The sequence below is a fragment of the Collinsella sp. TF08-11AT genome (genome assembly GCF_003437035.1).
GTDB lineage: Bacteria > Actinomycetota > Coriobacteriia > Coriobacteriales > Coriobacteriaceae > Collinsella.
Window position 1 is genome coordinate 1 of record NZ_QSRL01000006.1, and the last position, 15,967, is coordinate 15,967.

A 15,967-nucleotide genomic window follows, 5' to 3' on the forward strand; every position below is an offset into this window, starting at 1 on the left:
CAAAAGTGCGTCTCGGCAATCTGGGGCCCGTCCCCTTTAGTATTTATAAATATGCAGGTCAGCGAGGTGCTAGCGATGTGCTAGCGGATGCGCCGCCAGATAGACCTCGGTCAGTTGCGTTCGGTCGACATGCGTGTAGACCTGCGTGGTCGAAATATCGGCATGGCCCAAAATCTCCTGCAGCACACGCAGGTCGGCACCGCCCGCGAGCATGTGGGTGGCAAAGGAGTGGCGCAAGGTATGGGGATGGAGTCCCACCAGCCCCACCTGGCGCCCGTAGCGCTCACAGATGGCATGGATGCCCTGGCGCGACAGGCGACGTCCGTTCTTATTTAAAAAGACCGCCGAGGTCTCGGTTCCGCGGGCATGGGCCGCCAAGCGAGAACGTCCCTCAGTTACATAGAGCGTCAGAGCTCGCGCCGCGCTTCCCACCAGTGGGGACAGGCGTTCCTTTGAGCCCTTACCGCGAACGAGTACAAAGCCATCGTCAATATGGATATCGCCCACATCGAGCCCAACCAGCTCACTCACACGCAAACCGCATCCGTAGAGCACTTCCAAGATGGCATGGTCGCGCAGTCCCATCTCGCCCTCGGGAAAGTCTTGATCGAGCAGCGCCGAGACATCCTCCACCGATAGATACTCCGGCAAACGCTCAGCCTTTTTAGGCAGGCGCAACGCCGCCGTTGGATTTTGGGCCACAATCCCATCGCGCACCAAAAAGGCATGCAGGCCCTTCACGGCAGCAAGCGCGCGCTCCACCGAGGCGTCGGAATAGCCTCCGCCGCGGCGATCGGCGACAAAGCCCTCCACGACCTGACGGGTCACCTCTTCAAAAGACACAATACCCGCCCGCTCCAGATAGGCGCAGTACGTCGTCAGGTCACGACGATAGGCCACAATCGTGTTGCGCGCCAAGCCCCGCTCGACCGCGAGGTAATCGAGATACTCCCCCGCCGCCACGGCGAGCGACGAGGGAGTAGCTTCGGTATGTTCCTTATTCGCCGGCACCCTTAGTCCGTAGCGAGGTTCATGGGCGTCACCTGCAGACGGTCGACACCCTCGTGCTGGCCGATCGAAGCGCGCACGAACTCTCGGAACAGCGGCTGCGGATTAGTCGGACGGCTCTTGAACTCGGGGTGAGCCTGGGTTGCCACATACCACGGATGCACGTCGCGCGGCAGCTCGACCATCTCGACCAGGCGCTCGTCGGGCGAGAGGCCAGAGATAACCAAGCCGGCATCCTCGAGCTGGTCGCGGAAGGCGTTGTTGAACTCAAAGCGGTGACGGTGACGCTCGTAGACGAGTTCCTCGCCATATGCCTCGCGAGCAAGGGTATCGGCGGCGAGCTTGCACGGATAGGCGCCCAGGCGCATGGTGCCGCCCTTCTCGGTCACGTCCTCCTGCGAGCTCATCAGATCGATGACGCTAAACGGGCCGTCCGGATCGAACTCAGAGGAGCTGGCACCGGCAAGGCCGACGACGTTGCGGGCGAACTCGCACACGGCGACCTGCATACCCAGGCAAATGCCCAGATACGGAATCTTGTGCTCACGGGCAAACTCGGCCGCGAGGATCTTGCCCTCCAGGGCGCGCTTGCCAAAGCCGCCGGGGACCAGGATGCCCGAGGCGTCGCCCAGAACCTCGGAGACATTCTGCTCGTCGAGGCTCTCGCCGTCGACCAGCTGGACGTCCACATGGCGATCGTAGAAGACGCCCGCATGGTGCAGGGCCTCGATAACCGACAGGTACGCATCGGGCAGCTGCGTGTACTTACCCACGACGGCAATCTTAACCTTATCGGCGTGATGGTTGGCATGGTTCTGCTTACGCAGGAACTCATTCCACTCGCTCATGTCGCGCTCACGCGGGTCCAGGCCCAGGCGCTCGCAAATACGCAGGTCAAAGTCCTGCTCGGCAAGCAGCTGCGGCACGTCGTAGATGCTCGCGCAGTCCTCATTGGTAAAGACGCAATCGGTGTCGACGTCGCAGAAGCTTGCGATCTTTCCGCGGATAGCGTCATCGATATGGTGGTCGGAGCGCAGCACGATGATATCGGGCTGGATGCCAAAGCTGCGGAGCTCCTTGACGGAATGCTGCGTGGGCTTGGTCTTGACCTCGTGGGCGGCGGCAATATAGGGAACGAGCGACACGTGGATGTAGCAGACGTTCTCGGAGCCGGCCTCCTTGCGGTACTGACGGATGGCCTCGACAAACGGTTGGGACTCGATGTCGCCGATCGTGCCGCCCAGCTCGGTGATGACTACATCGGAGCCGGTCTGCTCCTCGATGCGGCGAAACTTGTCCTTAATGGCATTGGTGACGTGAGGAATCACCTGCACGGTACCGCCCAAAAAGTCGCCGCGACGCTCGCGGGCGATTAGGCTTTTGTAGATGGCACCGGTCGTAAAGTTGGAATCGCGGGTCAGGTTCTCATCAATAAAGCGCTCGTAATGACCCAGGTCCAGGTCGGACTCGTAACCATCCTCGGTTACAAAGACCTCACCATGCTGGAACGGGCTCATGGTACCGGGGTCGACGTTCAGATACGGGTCGGCCTTCTGCATCGTTACTTTGTAGCCACGCGACTTGAGCAGACGGCCCAGCGAGGCCGCGGTGATACCCTTGCCCAGGGACGAAACCACGCCACCGGTTACGAACACATGCTTGGTCATATTGAGTTACCTGCGCTTCCCGTAGAAGTTGTTTATCCACATCTTACGGGTCTTCATTGTAATACTCGCGCCGCGGACCGTCCGCATTTTTTCTCGCGTGCGATTGCATTTCTCAATCTTGAAACAAAACGCCGCCCGGTTTCCCAGGCGGCGTCACTATGGCAAGGGTTACATGCTGCTATCGATCAGCAACCTCGTCCTCAAGCATTTCTTGAACGAGCATGCCGGTACGGACGCCCTCAAGATACCACTCACCACGTTCGGTGAGGCAAATGCCATTTGCAAGCTGACCGCCGTCGTCGCTATAACGCGAGACGACATCAATCATACCTTCGGAATCCAAGCGATCGATTGCGGCGCGGGCACGATACGGCGAAACCCCCACGCGCTCGGCAAGCGTTTTGCGCGAGAAACCATACGGCCCGCCATTGTCTTCGGTTTGCTGGTCGATCTCCATCAACACCAGCACCTCGACACGCTTCATATCGTTGACACTCGCACGACCCTTGCCCGCCATAGCAGCCTCCTCAAACCGAGCACGAGCATCTAACGCGCCGTGCGCGACCGACACACCTCACGATGGCAGGTAATATCCATCATGCGGCATCCCGCTAAGGATGAAACAGTTACGGTTATTGTATACCGCTCAAATTGTTTCTAGGCAGGTAAACAGCTATTTTTCGCCGAAATAGACGCTTTATTGATCAAAAAGCCGTACCGGGCGCTAACCCGATACGGCCAAAATGCAATGCAATTACCGCGGTGCTTCAAACTTAGCGATGGAAGAAACCGCGGCGCTCAAACTTGGGCTCGCAGCACACGTTGATGCCCAACTTGCGCAGTACCGTCTCGTCCGTCGGCGAGATAATCACGCTAAAGAAGGCATCGCAACCGCGCAGCTGCTCCAGGCCCGAAAGGACGCGAGCGGCCGTCTCACTCGTGGCCGAGGTGATCGACAGCGCCATAAGCGTCTCGTCGGTGTGGAGGCGCGGGTTTTTGCTGCCCAGGAAATGCGTCTTGAGCTTGCTGATGGGCTCGATCGCCTCATCGCTAATGACCTCGAGCTCAAGGTCGACGCCCGAGACATGCTTGAGGGCGTTCATAATGAGCGAACTTGCGGCGCCCAGGCGCGTGGAGGTCTTACCGGTCACCACGGAGCCATCGGGCATGACCATGGCACCCACGGGACCACCCGTCAGCTGCTCCCTGGTGAGGGCCGCCGAGCGCGCCGGTGAGTAGTTCTTATCGATGCCGGCTTTCTTCATAATAATCTTGAGACGGTCGACTTGCTCATCGCCCACGCCGGTACGGCGCACATTTTCGACCGCGGTAAAGTAGCGGCGGACGATCTCCATCTTGGAAGCGTCGCGGCAGGCATCGTCATCGGTGATGGCAAAACCGACCATATTGACGCCCATGTCCGTAGGGCTCTGGTAGGGGCTCTTGCCCAGGATCTTTTCCATCAGGGCACGGACTACCGGGAAGGCCTCGACGTCGCGGTTGTAGTTGACCGTGGTCTTGTTGTAGGCCTCCAGGTGGAAGGAGTCGATGATGTTGGCGTCATCGAGGTCTGCCGTGGCGGCCTCGTAGGCAATATTGACCGGATGCGTAAGGGGCAGATTCCAAACCGGGAAGGTCTCGAATTTGGCATAGCCGGCGGCCGTGCCATGCTTGTGCTCGTGATAGAGCTGAGACAGGCAAGTGGCGAGCTTGCCCGAGCCAGGGCCGGGCGCCGTCACGACAACGAGCGGTCGGGTGGTCTCGACAAACTCGTTCTTGCCATAGCCGTCGTCGGACACGATCAGATCGACATCGTGCGGATACCCCTCGATGGGATAGTGCAGCTTGGCGGGAATACCGAGCGCGTTCAGGCGGTTGCGGAACACATCGGCAGCGGGCTGTCCAGCGTACTGGGTGATGACCACGGCCGCGACAGCAAAGCCGTTGCCGCGGAACAGGTCAACCAGGCGCAGCACATCCTCGTCATAGGTAATGCCAAGGTCACCACGAGCCTTGTTTTTCTCGATGTGGTTCGCGTTGATCGCGATGATAACCTCGACATCGTCGGCGATGCTCTTGAGCATGCGGAACTTGCTGTCCGGTTCAAAACCCGGCAGCACTCGGCTCGCATGATAGTCATCGAACAGCTTACCGCCAAACTCCAAATAGAGCTTGCCGCCAAACTGCGAGATGCGCTCCTTAATGTGAGCAGCCTGCAGCTCGATATACTTCGCGTTGTCGAAACCCTGGCGCATGTATGGCTCCCGTCCCGTTTCGTAAATTAAGTTCCTACGCGATTATAACGGAGCCTGCCCCCCCCGATGCCCAGGCCATCAACAGGCACCAACCAAACACGCCCACCGCAACCGCCGGGGACCCGGGGTGGCTCATTTGGAACGGGAAACAAGGCACTCAGCACCAACAATGAAAACGTCGCAGGTTGAGCATAAGCCAGCGAAAGCCCGCCAGAGTAGGCAAAGCGCCCCTGCACCAACAATGGAAAGCGCCGCAGGCAGAGGACGGACAGCGAGCGCCGTCCAGGACGTACAAGTTGGCATGAAAAAGGCAAGGCATAGACCTTTTGGTCATGCCTTGCCTTTTGAATGACAAATTGTCGTCCTGGGCGGCGCGCAGCGTCAACTGGTTGCGCGGTTCGTAGAACCGCGCAACATAAGTGCGCCCCCTCCCGCGCACGGAACGGGAGGAGGCTAAAGGTAGGAGTCTACCGGTGGGGTTACCCCACCGGACAGACGATGACCAGGTGATCCTTTACAGGATCGTCATGGTTTCCGTGGGGTACCCAAGGGGTACTTAGAGCATCACGCAAGCGACGGTCAGGATGATGGCGCAGACGACGGAGAGAGCGACGATGAGCTTAAGAGCAAACTTGAGCCAGGTCGTCCACTCGATCTTGGCCAGGGCAAGACCGCCCATGATGGCGCCGGAGGTCGGGGTGAACAGGTTCACGACGCCGATGGCGGCGGAGAAGATCATGACCATGACCTCGGGCGAGAAGCCGAGCTTAACAGCCAGCGGCCCCATGATGGGCATGGAGACAGTAGCCATACCGGAGGTCGAGGGGATTAGGAAGGACAGGCCGAAGTAGACCAGGAAGCTCATGGGAGCGAAGATCACGCCGGACAGGCCAGCCAGAGCATTGGCGGCAGCGTCGAGGACGTAGACGTCGAGGCCGGTGCTAGCCATGAGGACGGAGATACCACGGGCGAGGGCGATGACGAGGACAACGGACATCATGTCGGCAGCGCCGGTGATGAAGGTGTTGACGATCTGCTTCTCGGACAGGCCGCCGATAATACCGATCAGGACAGCCATGAGGAAGAACCAGGTGGAAGCCTCGTCGAAGTACCACTGACCAATGGGCAGGCCGGTGATCAGGGCAGACCAGCCCTGAACGATGGCGTTACCGTCGGCGTCATAGACAGCGCCAGCATCGAAGAAGTTGGCGACGCCCTCGTTAAGGTCGGCCAGCGGGATGAAGCCGACGATCATGACGACGAAGGTGAAGGCAAAGGCGATCAGAACACCCTTCTGACGACCGGTGAGCTTGACCTCCTTGTGAACCTCGGAAGCAGCCTTGCCGTGAGCCTCTTCGGCGTCCTTGAGCTCCTGCATCGAAAGGATGGTGGAACCCTTGTCAGCCTTGACCTTCTTGGCATAGCTCATGACGAAGAAGATGGACATGGCGGTGGTAACAATCCACAGGACGGCACCGAGGCCGATGATGATGGACTGGTTGACCTCAATGCCAACGCCGGTCAGAGCGTCGACGGCAGCGCCGACGGCAAACGGGTTAACCGTGGAGCCGAGGCAGCCGCAGCCAGCGCCGAGCAGGACGGTTGCAGCGCCGACCATGGGGTCGAAGCCAGCAGCCATCATGGTAGCGGCGAGCAGGGCGTAGAAGGGAACGGTCTCCTCGCACATACCATAGGTGGTACCACCGAGGGAGAAGATGAGCATCAGCACGGGAATGAGCATGATCTCATTGCCCTTAAGCTTCTGCACCAGAACGGCAATGCCGTTGTCCAGGGCGCCGGTCTCGGTCATCATGCCGAGGAAGCCGCCGAGGATCATAACGAAGAGGCAGACGGGCAGAGCGTCAGCGAAGCCCTTGACCGGGGCGGTGCAGAAATCGCTCAAGCGGGCAGCGGTAACCGCGCCACCGGACGTACCGGAGACGATAACGGTAACAACCGCGACGATTGCCAGCAGAGCAAGAAGAATGGTGAACGATGAAGGCATACCGCGCTTTTTCTTAGCGGTCTCAGTCATAGTTCTCATCCCCCCTTCATAAATCATTTACTGATCTCGCCCGAAGCGGCTCTTCCGTGCCGTGCATGTCGTTCGGTGCGAGATTTTTACCAGACAAAAGTGCTCGGGGTGCGCAGCAATGCACCCCGAGCGAGATGCTAGATGCTCTTACTTGAGCGTAGCGTACATGACAGCCTTGATGGTGTGCATGCGGTTCTCGGCCTCGTCGAAGACCTTGGAAGCGGGGCTCTCGAAGACCTCGTCGGTGACCTCCTGCTCGGTGATGCCGAACTGCTCGCACTTCTCGGCGCCAATCGTGGTGTTGGTGTCGTGGAAGCTGGGCAGGCAGTGCAGGAAGATGGCACCCGGGTTGGCCATAGCCATGACCTCGGAGGTAACGCGATACGGGGTGAGCTGAGCGATGCGCTCGGCCCAGACCTCGTCGGGCTCGCCCATGGAGACCCAAACGTCGGTGTAGAGAACGTCGGCACCGGTGACGCCGTCCTTGACGTCGGTGGTCAGCTTGATGGTGCAGCCGTTGGCCTCGGCGATGGGCTTGCAGGCCTCGATGACGTCGTCAGCGGGCATGCACTCCTCGGGGCCGCAGGCCACGAAGTTCATGCCGAGCTTGGAGCAGACGACCATGAGGGAGCGAGCGACGTTGTTCTTGCAGTCGCCCATGAAGACGAGGGTCTTGCCCTTGATGTCGTAGTTGAAGTTCTCCTGGACGGTCAGGATGTCGGCGAGCATCTGGGTGGGGTGCCACTCGGTGGTCAGACCGTTCCACACGGGCACGCCGGACTTAGCGGCAAGCTCCTCGACGTCGTCCTGGGCAAAGCCACGGAACTCAATGCCGTCATACATGCGGCCGAGAACGCGGGCGGTGTCCTCGATGGACTCCTTCTTGCCCATCTGCGACGAACCCGGATCGAGGTAGGTGACGCCCATGCCCAGATCCATGCCGCCGACCTCGAAGGCGCAGCGGGTACGAGTGGAGGTCTTCTGGAAGAGCAGGACGATGTTCTTGCCCTCGAGATAGCGGTGAGGAACGCCGGCGCGCTTCATGTCCTTGAAGTTCTTGGAGAGCTTGAGCAGGTACTCGATCTCCTCGGTGGTGAGGTCGAGGAGCTTGAGGAAGCTACGGCCGGAGAGGTTAACACCCATGGTTCGTATCCTTTCGAAAAAGTGAATTACTAAAAAGTGGTGCCCGTTTGACGGGCGAAACCGGTGCGGTTGTAGGGGGACCGCACCGGAACGTTAAAGACTTAGAGGTCCTCGCGCCAGAAGGGCATGCTCATGCAGCGCGGGCCGCCGCGGCCGCGGGAGAGCTCGGCGGAGGGCACGACGAGAAGGTCCAGGCCCTCCTTGTACAGCACGTCGTTGGTGACGGTGTTGCGGGCGTAGACGCAGATCTTGCCGGGCTCGACGCACAGGGTGTTGGAGCCGTCGTTCCACTGCTCGCGGGAGGCCGCGATCGGGTCGCCGCCGCCGCAGGGGATCAGCTTGACCTGGTCGACGCCGGTGGCGTCCTCCAGGACGTGCTCGAGGGTGTCCTCGATCAGGCGGATGTTGACCTCGCCCGGGTTCTTGCCGGCGGTCAGCTCGTAGACGCGCAGGGTGCCCATGATGGCGGGGTGGATCGTGAACTTATCGACGTCGATCTGGGTGAAGACCGTGTCGAGGTGCATGAAGGCGCGCGAGACGGGGATGTCGAAGGCCAGGATGCGCTCGACCTTGGAGTCGGAGTTCCAGAAGATGTTCTGGGCCATGACGTCGATGGCGGCCGCCTGGGTGCGCTGGGAGATGCCGACGGCGAGGGTCTTCTCGTTGATGTTCAGCACGTCGCCGCCCTCGGTGTGGAACTGGCAGTCGCGGCGGAAGTACAGGGAGACGTCCTTGTAGTCGGGGTGGTACTTGAAGACGTACTTGCCGTACAGGGTCTCGCGGTTGCGGGTGACCGAGTACATGCGGTTGAGGTTGACGCCCTCGCCGACGACCGCGAACGGGTCGCGGGTGAAGTAGAGGTTGGGCATCGGGTCGATGATCAGGTCGGACTCGGACTCGGAGTTGACCAGGGAGTCGAGGGTCGTGGACGCCGTGAGGGGCATGTCGATCTCGGCCTTGGTCATGCCGGCCATGGTCTTCTTGACGAACTCGAGGTTGTCCTCGATGGAGTCCAGCTTCTCGCGGACGATCTGCGGCATGTGCTGGCCGCGGATGCCTGCCTCGGCGATGTACTGGTCGGTGAACTCGGCGCGGGCGCCGGGGACCTGGTCGAACACCTCTGCGACGAGGTTCTCGAGGTAGAGCACCTCCACGCCCTGGTCCCTCAGGATCTGGGCGAAGGTGTCGTGCTCCTGCTGCGCGACCTCCAGGAACGGGACGTCGTCGAACAGGAGTCGCTCGAGCTCGTCGGGCGGCAGGTTGAGGAGCTCGTCGCCGGGACGGTGCAGGCAGACCTTCCTGAGCTTGCCGATCTCGGAAGGCACGTGCAGACCTTTCGTCATGGCCTCCTACCTTTCTTTCGGGCCTTTCGGCCGAATCTCTCAGCACCCTTCCGTAACGGGTGCTGCTTACTGACAGCTCTAGTTATATCCAAATTCCAACCGCAATTCCACCTCGCCCCCGAACGGTCAACAAAGTTCGATGAACGGTATATCGAATATGATTCCCCCATAATGCACTTCGGCGTTCTAAAGTAGCTTTTCTAAGGTAAACGCTCTTTTTTCTCAAAAATCATTCGCAATTACAACTCCAATCTTTCGATTAAGAATTGCATATCTACAACGGTTTTATGTATATAAATGACGCTTGTTTACGTTTCTGCCTGTATTCGATGATATTCAGCTATCTATCATTCTTATTCACACATACTCAGCAGTTGAGTGAGGATCTAGACCGTTTTTCGCAACGCGACGGGCGTCAGCTCTATGGCTTGACAGCGTAAGAAGTAGGTTAAGATACCGTTCGCACAATACGTCCGTGCCACAAGTCGACTAAATTGAGACAATAGTGAATAGTGTTAGGCAACCGTCCCCTGCGGGGACTGAACGGACAGATGCATATGCCGAGCAAAATCGAAAAAAAGCAAGCCGCCGCAAAGCTGCGCAAACCGCCGCGCGACTTCTCGTACACGCAGAACCGAGAGCTCAGCTGGCTGCGCTTTGATAACCGTGTGCTTGACGAAGCCTTCGACGAGACCGTTCCGCTGTTCGAGCGTCTAAAGTTCGTGTCGATCTTCGAGTCTAACCTCGACGAGTTTCTCATGGTGCGCGTGGGCGGCCTGTCCGATCTGGCGGAGCTCAAAAAACAGCCTGTCGACAACAAGAGCAATATGACCGCCTCCGAACAGGTCGATGCTGTCATGACCGAAATGCCCGGGCTCCTTACCCGATGGGAGTCCATCTTTAAGAGCATCGAGGGCAAGCTCGACACCCTAGGCGTTCACCGCGCTCGCATCGATTCGCTTACGCCCGAGGAGCGCACCTTTGTCACCCGCTACTTCCAGGCCTACGTGTCGCCGGTCATCTCGCCGCTGGTGATCGACCCGCGCCACCCCTTCCCCAACCTGCGCAACGGCGCGCTCTACCTGGCCTGCGGCTTGGACGGCGTCACCGACGAGGAAAGTCTGCTGGGCCTGATCGAGATTCCCGCCTCGATGAACCGCGTGGTCGAGATCCCCTCGCCCACCGGCACCTACTCCTACATTCTGCTCGAGGACGTCATCCTCGCCTGCCTGGACAGCTGCTTTGGCTCCTATAAGCCGCTCGACCGCGCGCTCATCCGCGTCACCCGTAATGCCGATATCGACCCGGACGGCGAGGGCGTCGAGGAGGAAGAGGATTACCGCCAGCACATGAAGCGTATCCTCAAGAAGCGCCTGCGCCTGCAGCCGGTAGTGCTCGCCGTCTCGGGCTCACTCGAAAAAGCGACGCTCAAGACTATCCGCAAGGCGCTCGAGCTCCCGCGTCGCTCGGTCTTTACCTGCGATATCCCGCTCAACCTGGGCTATGTCTTTGGCATCGAGGGCAAGATTCCCGAGCACCTGCGCAACGAGCTGCTCTTTACGCCGTTTAAGCCGCAGCCCAATCCCACCATCGATATGACCCGCTCCATCCGCGAGCAGGTACTTCAGCACGACAAGCTGCTCTTTTATCCCTATGAGGCTATGAACCCCTTCCTGGATCTGGTGCACGAGGCCGCCTACGACCCCGAGTGCATCTCACTGCGCATCACGCTCTACCGCGTGGCCAAGCAAAGCCGCCTGTGCGAGTCGCTGATCGATGCCGCCGAGAACGGCAAAGAGGTCACGGTGCTCATGGAGCTCCGCGCCCGCTTCGACGAGCAGAACAACATCGAGTGGGCCGAGCGTCTGGAAGAGGCAGGCTGCACCGTCATCTACGGCTCCGAAGGCTTTAAGTGCCACTCCAAGATCTGCCAGCTCACCTATCGCGAGGGCATGGCGCTTACACGCCTGACGCTGTTGGGCACCGGCAACTTTAACGAGAAGACGGCCAAGCTCTACAGCGACTTTATGCTCATGACCGCCCACCCCGGCATCGGCGAGGACGCCAACTTGTTCTTCCGCAACCTGTCGCTGGGCAACCTGCGCGGCGATTACCGCTTCCTGGGCGTGGCGCCCGTGGGCCTCAAGCCGCTCATCATGCGCGGCCTGGATCGCGAGATCCAGCGCGCCCTCGCTGGCGAGCCAGCCCGTGTGTTCTTTAAGCTCAACTCGCTCACCGACCGCGAGGTCATCGACAAGATCGCCGAGGCATCGTGTGCAGGAGTCCGCGTGGACATGATCATCCGCGGCATCTCATGCCTCAAGCCCGGCGTTCCGGGCAAGACCGAGAACGTGCATGTCCGTTCTATCGTCGGGCGCTTTTTGGAGCATGCACGCGTTTACGCCTTTGGCGTGGACTCGGACATGATCTATCTGAGCTCGGCCGACATGATGACGCGCAACACCGAGCACCGCGTGGAGATCGCCTTCCCCGTGCTCGACCCCACCTGCCGCGCGCTGGTGCACGAGTACATGGGCGTGCAGCTGCGCGACAACGTGAAGGCACGTAGCCTGACGAGCGACGGCACCTGGGTTCCCGTAGAGCGAAAAGAGGGTGAGAAGCCCTTTAACTCGCAGGAGTTCCTGTTGGAGCGCGCTTATCGCAACGCCGAGTCCGCAGCCGTGGCTTCGGAGCCCGTCGCCAAAGCAAAACCGGAATCCGCACCTGTTCTGGGCCCCAAGCCCAAGCCCCAGGCGGACGTTCCCAAGGTCCAGAAGGTCCAGGCAACCGTCATTGAACCCGACCTGGAATCCGAACCCGAGCCTGCGCCCCAGCCCCAGCCTCAGCCGCAGACCGTCAAGTCCGCGCCCCATGCAAGCGCCCGCCGCGAGAAACCCGCCGGCAAGACCAAGGCCATCGAGCGCCATCGCCCCGGCCGCGTGCGTATGGGTCTGGGCCTGATCGGCCTAGGCCTTAAGACGCTCATTACCGGCAAGACGAAATAGACGTTTGTAGAAGCGCCCCGTATTTGAGGAATGCCCCAGATACGGGGCGCTTTTCCCTGCTACCATGGTTGCGGACAAGACCGCGAATGACAGGCAGGAATATGAAGCTCACTATAGAATCGATGACCTACGGCGCCGACGGGCTGGCGCACGCCGACAACGGCAAGGCCGTCTTTGTGCAGGGCGCCGTGGCAGGCGACACCGTCGAGGCCGAGATCGTGCAGGACGGCAAATCGTTCATGCGCGCCCGCACCACCGAGATTCTGGAGCCGAGCCCCGATCGCATTCAGCCCCCCTGCCCCTTCGTGGGCATCTGCGGCGGCTGCTCGTGGGGCAATCTCTCACGCACGGCACAGCTCGCCGCCAAGGAGCAAAACCTGCGCTCCACGCTCGAGCGCATCGGCAAGTTCGCTCCCGAACAGGCGGATGAATTGGTACAGCCCATCCGCCATACCAAGGACGACTGGGGCTACCGCAATAAAATCGAGCTGGAGCCGACCGTCGTCAACGGTCGCGTGCGCCTTGGCATGCACGGTGTCGACCCCAGCAAGATCGTGACCGTCGATTCGTGTCCGCTGTTCGATAAACGTTTTCCCAAGGCGCTCAAGTCGGTCGTCGGCGCGCTCAACTATCTGAGCGGCAGCCACGACCTAGGCCTGGAGCGCGTGGGCATTCGCGCCTCGCGTCGCACCAAGGCGCTCGAAATCGCGCTCTGGACGCCCACGGGCTCGTTTCCGCGCTCGCAGGTCTCGCGCGTGCTGGCAGACGCCGCACACCCCACGAGCATAGTGCGCGTTATGAGCAAGGGTGAGAAGAAGGCCCGCCGCGTCTCCAAGGTTGAGATGCTCGCCGGCGAGGGCTCCTGGACCGAGAACATCGCCGACGGCCAGATGCGCCTTTCGGCCCCGTCGTTTTTCCAGGTCAACACCAAGGGTGCCGAGATTTTGATCGAGCTTGTCATGGAGGCGCTCGACCCGCAGGAAGACGAACTTGCCGTAGACCTGTATTGCGGAGCTGGAACCTTCACCCTGCCGCTCGCCCGCCGCTGCGACTTTGTTGCCGCTGTCGAGGCCTACGGACCGGCCGTACGCGACCTGCGCCGTAACCTAGAGATCAACAAACTCGATAACGTCGACGTCATCGGCGGCGACGCGGTGCGCGAGTTCCCCGATCAGGACGCCGATGTCCTGGTAGTCGATCCGCCACGCGCAGGCTTGGCGCCCGAGGCCATCGACCTCATCGCGAGCACGAGTGCCCGCGATGTCGCCTACGTGAGCTGCGACCCTGCCACCCTGGCGCGCGACCTTAAGCGCTTTGTCGAGGAAGGCACCTTCTCCCCCGTCAAGATCACACCGGTCGACCTGTTCCCGCAAACCTTCCACTGCGAAACCGTCGTCCACCTCAAGCGTAACTAGACCGTTTGCCCAAGACCACGCCCGATGATTTTTCTGGGACGGGGATAAAAAATTGTTCTGAATGATTATTTAATCCCCGTCCCGAAATTGAACCGCCCCCTCATTTCTTGGACATTAGAAATGGGGGGCTTCTTTATGGACGGGAAAGTCGGACACGACGCCACGCTGAGGACTCTTGCAGCAGAGTTTTGCGACAGGGGATACGGGCGCACCGAAGGCCGAAGGGCGCCCGGACCCGGCCGGGGCCGGCGGCGCGCGAGGGCGAGCTCTTGCGACGGAGCTGCTGCCCGGGCGCCTGAAGGACGAGTTCTACAGAAACCGGACGTGGCGGAGCTTCGAGGAGTTCAAGCGGGACCTCCACGCCTACACCGTTCACTGGAACAAGAGGAGGCGGGTTAAGCAAAAGGGACTGGCCCCGGAGGAGTTCCGAAATCAGTCCCCATGTGCGGCATAGGCCGCTAATTGGCCCGTCCAAGTATCGGGGCGCAGTTCATTTCAGCGCCGCCCGAGAAAGCTAAACGCCTTCTGGCAGGTTGTCCCGGGCCGAGGGCGGCCACCTTGATCGCCCTCGGCCCTCACCCACCTCAACTGCTCCTCAATTACATAGAGCTGATTGAGGAGGGCGCAAGCTAGTGGGCGCCTTCCTCCTCGTCGTTGGGTCGGTAGGTGATGAACTCGATAACAAAGGCCAGGACGGCGGAAATGAGCGAGGCGATGATCGCGAAGATCATATGGGAGATCCCGGCGCCACCAGGGGTCCCGTCGATGAAGTTGAGCAGGTTGAAGACGCCGAGGCCGCCCGAGATGTACATGAGAGCGCCAGTCATTCCCACGATGGCGCCGCCCACGGCGGAGCTCAGGCATGCCACGACGAACGCGCGCTTGTTGGGGAGGGCGATGCCGTAGATGCCCGGCTCGGTGACGCCGAAGAAGAAGGCGGAGATCATCGCGGGAAGGGCGATGCCGCGGAAGCGCTCGTCCTTGTTTCTGAGGTACATAGCAAAGATGACCGCTCCGAGTGCGAACCCGTGGCCGATGGTGGCGGCGAGCACGCTATCGTGGCCGAGGGTGTTCAGGTTCATGATGGAGATGGGGATGAGGCTCCAGTGGAAGCCGAAGATGACGAGGCACATCCACAGTCCGCCGACTAGGGCGCTGCCCAGGACGGAACCAACCACGGGGAGCTGGAAGATGAACGAGAACGCCGCGCTCAGCAGGTTGGTGATGAGGGTGGCCACCGGGCCGATGATGAGGTAGCCCAAGACGATGGAGACCGTCATCGTGGCGAGCGGGACAAGGAACATCTTGAGCGCAGCCGGCATCCAGCTCTTGAGCCAGCGCTCAAGGATAGAGCCGAACCACACCATGAGAAGGACGGGGATCACCGAGCTCACGTAGCCGGACACGGGCATGATGATGGGGATCCCGAGGGCGGTGGCGTACCACGAGAACGTGCCGGCCACGCCGAGGTCGATGCTGCCGAGCGCCTCGCCCGAGGTCAGGGCGACCATCGTCGGGTAGAGGAGCGCCACGCCGATTGCCACACCGGTGAACTCGTTCATGCGGAACTTGCGCGCGGCACTGAACGCCAGGGCGACGGGAAGGAAGTAGAAGAAGCCGTCAGCCACGGTGTAGAGCAGCGTGTAGAGGCCGTCGTTTGCAAAGTCCGGGACGAAGTAGGTGATGAGGGCAAGCAGTCCCTTCATGATGCCTGCGGCGGCAAGCGGTCCCAGGATGGGCTGGAAGATGCCAGAGATGAGGTCGATGATGACGGAGGCCACGGTCTTCTCGCCCTGGGGCTCGTCGTCGGCGCTTGCGCCGCTCGAGAAGTTGCCGGCCTCCAGGACCGCGTCGTAGACGTCCTCGACGATGTTACCCACGACCACCTGGTACTGGCCGTTGGCCTGGATGACCTGGATGACGCCCTTGAGGGCCTCGATCTTGGCCGTGTTGGCGCGGGACTCGTCCTTGAGCTTGAAGCGCACGCGCGTGATGCAGTGCGCGACGCTGGCGACGTTCTCAGCGCCGCCTACGTTCTCGAGTATGGATCTGGCCAGGTCGTCGTATTTTTCAGCCATTATTTTCTCCTTAGTGAT

General features: G+C 60.6%; 11 protein-coding genes. 3 read left to right on the forward strand and 8 right to left on the reverse strand.

Features of this window, described 5'->3' with window-relative positions:
* Window positions 1-69 precede the first annotated feature (69 nt).
* The 7 genes from xerD to arcA all read right to left on the reverse strand — a co-directional run bounded on the left by xerD (window position 70) and on the right by arcA (window position 9,451).
* Window positions 70-1,011 carry a site-specific tyrosine recombinase XerD gene (xerD, locus tag DXC79_RS05225; protein WP_199408648.1) on the reverse strand — a complete coding sequence of 314 codons (942 nt, stop codon included), beginning with the start codon at window positions 1,009-1,011 and terminating at the stop codon, window positions 70-72.
* A gap of 2 nt (window positions 1,012-1,013) precedes the next feature.
* Window positions 1,014-2,675 carry a CTP synthase gene (locus DXC79_RS05230; RefSeq protein WP_117635384.1) on the reverse strand — a complete coding sequence of 554 codons (1,662 nt, stop codon included), beginning with the start codon at window positions 2,673-2,675 and terminating at the stop codon, window positions 1,014-1,016.
* Between the two features lie 178 nt (window positions 2,676-2,853).
* Entirely contained in the window at window positions 2,854-3,192 is a 339-nt protein-coding gene (locus DXC79_RS05235; RefSeq protein WP_040358312.1) for a hypothetical protein, read from the reverse strand.
* Between the two features lie 256 nt (window positions 3,193-3,448).
* Window positions 3,449-4,930: a DUF1846 domain-containing protein gene (locus DXC79_RS05240; RefSeq protein ID WP_006234276.1), complete on the reverse strand. Its 1,482-nt coding sequence runs from the start codon at window positions 4,928-4,930 to the stop codon at window positions 3,449-3,451.
* 556 nt (window positions 4,931-5,486) lie between these two features.
* Window positions 5,487-6,974, reverse strand: a complete 1,488-nt coding sequence (locus DXC79_RS05245) for a YfcC family protein (protein ID WP_369831814.1) — start codon at window positions 6,972-6,974, stop codon at window positions 5,487-5,489.
* A 138-nt stretch (window positions 6,975-7,112) separates the two neighbouring features.
* Window positions 7,113-8,108 (reverse strand): ornithine carbamoyltransferase, encoded by a 996-nt coding sequence (argF, locus tag DXC79_RS05250; RefSeq protein ID WP_117584234.1) that lies wholly within the window; start codon window positions 8,106-8,108, stop codon window positions 7,113-7,115.
* 101 nt (window positions 8,109-8,209) lie between these two features.
* Entirely contained in the window at window positions 8,210-9,451 is a 1,242-nt protein-coding gene (gene arcA, locus DXC79_RS05255) for an arginine deiminase (RefSeq protein ID WP_117564676.1), read from the reverse strand.
* Between the two features lie 557 nt (window positions 9,452-10,008).
* On the opposite strand from arcA, the gene ppk1 reads away from it, so the two are divergent.
* The 3 genes from ppk1 to DXC79_RS10285 all read left to right on the forward strand — a co-directional run bounded on the left by ppk1 (window position 10,009) and on the right by DXC79_RS10285 (window position 14,325).
* The gene (gene ppk1, locus DXC79_RS05260) at window positions 10,009-12,456 is read left to right on the forward strand and encodes a polyphosphate kinase 1 (protein WP_233503007.1); all 2,448 of its coding nucleotides are present in this window, start codon (window positions 10,009-10,011) and stop codon (window positions 12,454-12,456) included.
* 86 nt (window positions 12,457-12,542) lie between these two features.
* Window positions 12,543-13,871 carry a 23S rRNA (uracil(1939)-C(5))-methyltransferase RlmD gene (gene rlmD, locus DXC79_RS05265; RefSeq protein WP_117635387.1) on the forward strand — a complete coding sequence of 443 codons (1,329 nt, stop codon included), beginning with the start codon at window positions 12,543-12,545 and terminating at the stop codon, window positions 13,869-13,871.
* Window positions 13,872-14,046: 175 nt separating this feature from the next.
* Window positions 14,047-14,325 (forward strand): IS3 family transposase, encoded by a 279-nt coding sequence (locus tag DXC79_RS10285; protein ID WP_199408649.1) that lies wholly within the window; start codon window positions 14,047-14,049, stop codon window positions 14,323-14,325.
* A 175-nt stretch (window positions 14,326-14,500) separates the two neighbouring features.
* Here DXC79_RS10285 and DXC79_RS05275 read toward each other — a convergent pair whose 3' ends face one another.
* Window positions 14,501-15,949, reverse strand: coding sequence for a PTS transporter subunit EIIC (locus DXC79_RS05275; protein WP_117635388.1), 1,449 nt, complete (start codon window positions 15,947-15,949; stop codon window positions 14,501-14,503).
* Window positions 15,950-15,967 lie beyond the last annotated feature (18 nt).

What these genes read in the sequence shown, in the direction of transcription:
- DXC79_RS05230 (WP_117635384.1), bottom strand. Translation starts at nt 2,675, where the DNA reads ATGACCAAGCATGTGTTCGTAACCGGTGGCGTGGTTTCGTCCCTGGGC.
- DXC79_RS05235 (WP_040358312.1), bottom strand. Translation starts at nt 3,192, where the DNA reads ATGGCGGGCAAGGGTCGTGCGAGTGTCAACGATATGAAGCGTGTCGAG.
- DXC79_RS05240 (WP_006234276.1), bottom strand. Translation starts at nt 4,930, where the DNA reads ATGCGCCAGGGTTTCGACAACGCGAAGTATATCGAGCTGCAGGCTGCT.
- DXC79_RS05245 (WP_369831814.1), bottom strand. Translation starts at nt 6,974, where the DNA reads ATGAGAACTATGACTGAGACCGCTAAGAAAAAGCGCGGTATGCCTTCA.
- argF (WP_117584234.1), bottom strand. Translation starts at nt 8,108, where the DNA reads ATGGGTGTTAACCTCTCCGGCCGTAGCTTCCTCAAGCTCCTCGACCTC.
- arcA (WP_117564676.1), bottom strand. Translation starts at nt 9,451, where the DNA reads ATGACGAAAGGTCTGCACGTGCCTTCCGAGATCGGCAAGCTCAGGAAG.
- ppk1 (WP_233503007.1), top strand. Translation starts at nt 10,009, where the DNA reads ATGCCGAGCAAAATCGAAAAAAAGCAAGCCGCCGCAAAGCTGCGCAAA.
- rlmD (WP_117635387.1), top strand. Translation starts at nt 12,543, where the DNA reads ATGACAGGCAGGAATATGAAGCTCACTATAGAATCGATGACCTACGGC.
- DXC79_RS05275 (WP_117635388.1), bottom strand. Translation starts at nt 15,949, where the DNA reads ATGGCTGAAAAATACGACGACCTGGCCAGATCCATACTCGAGAACGTA.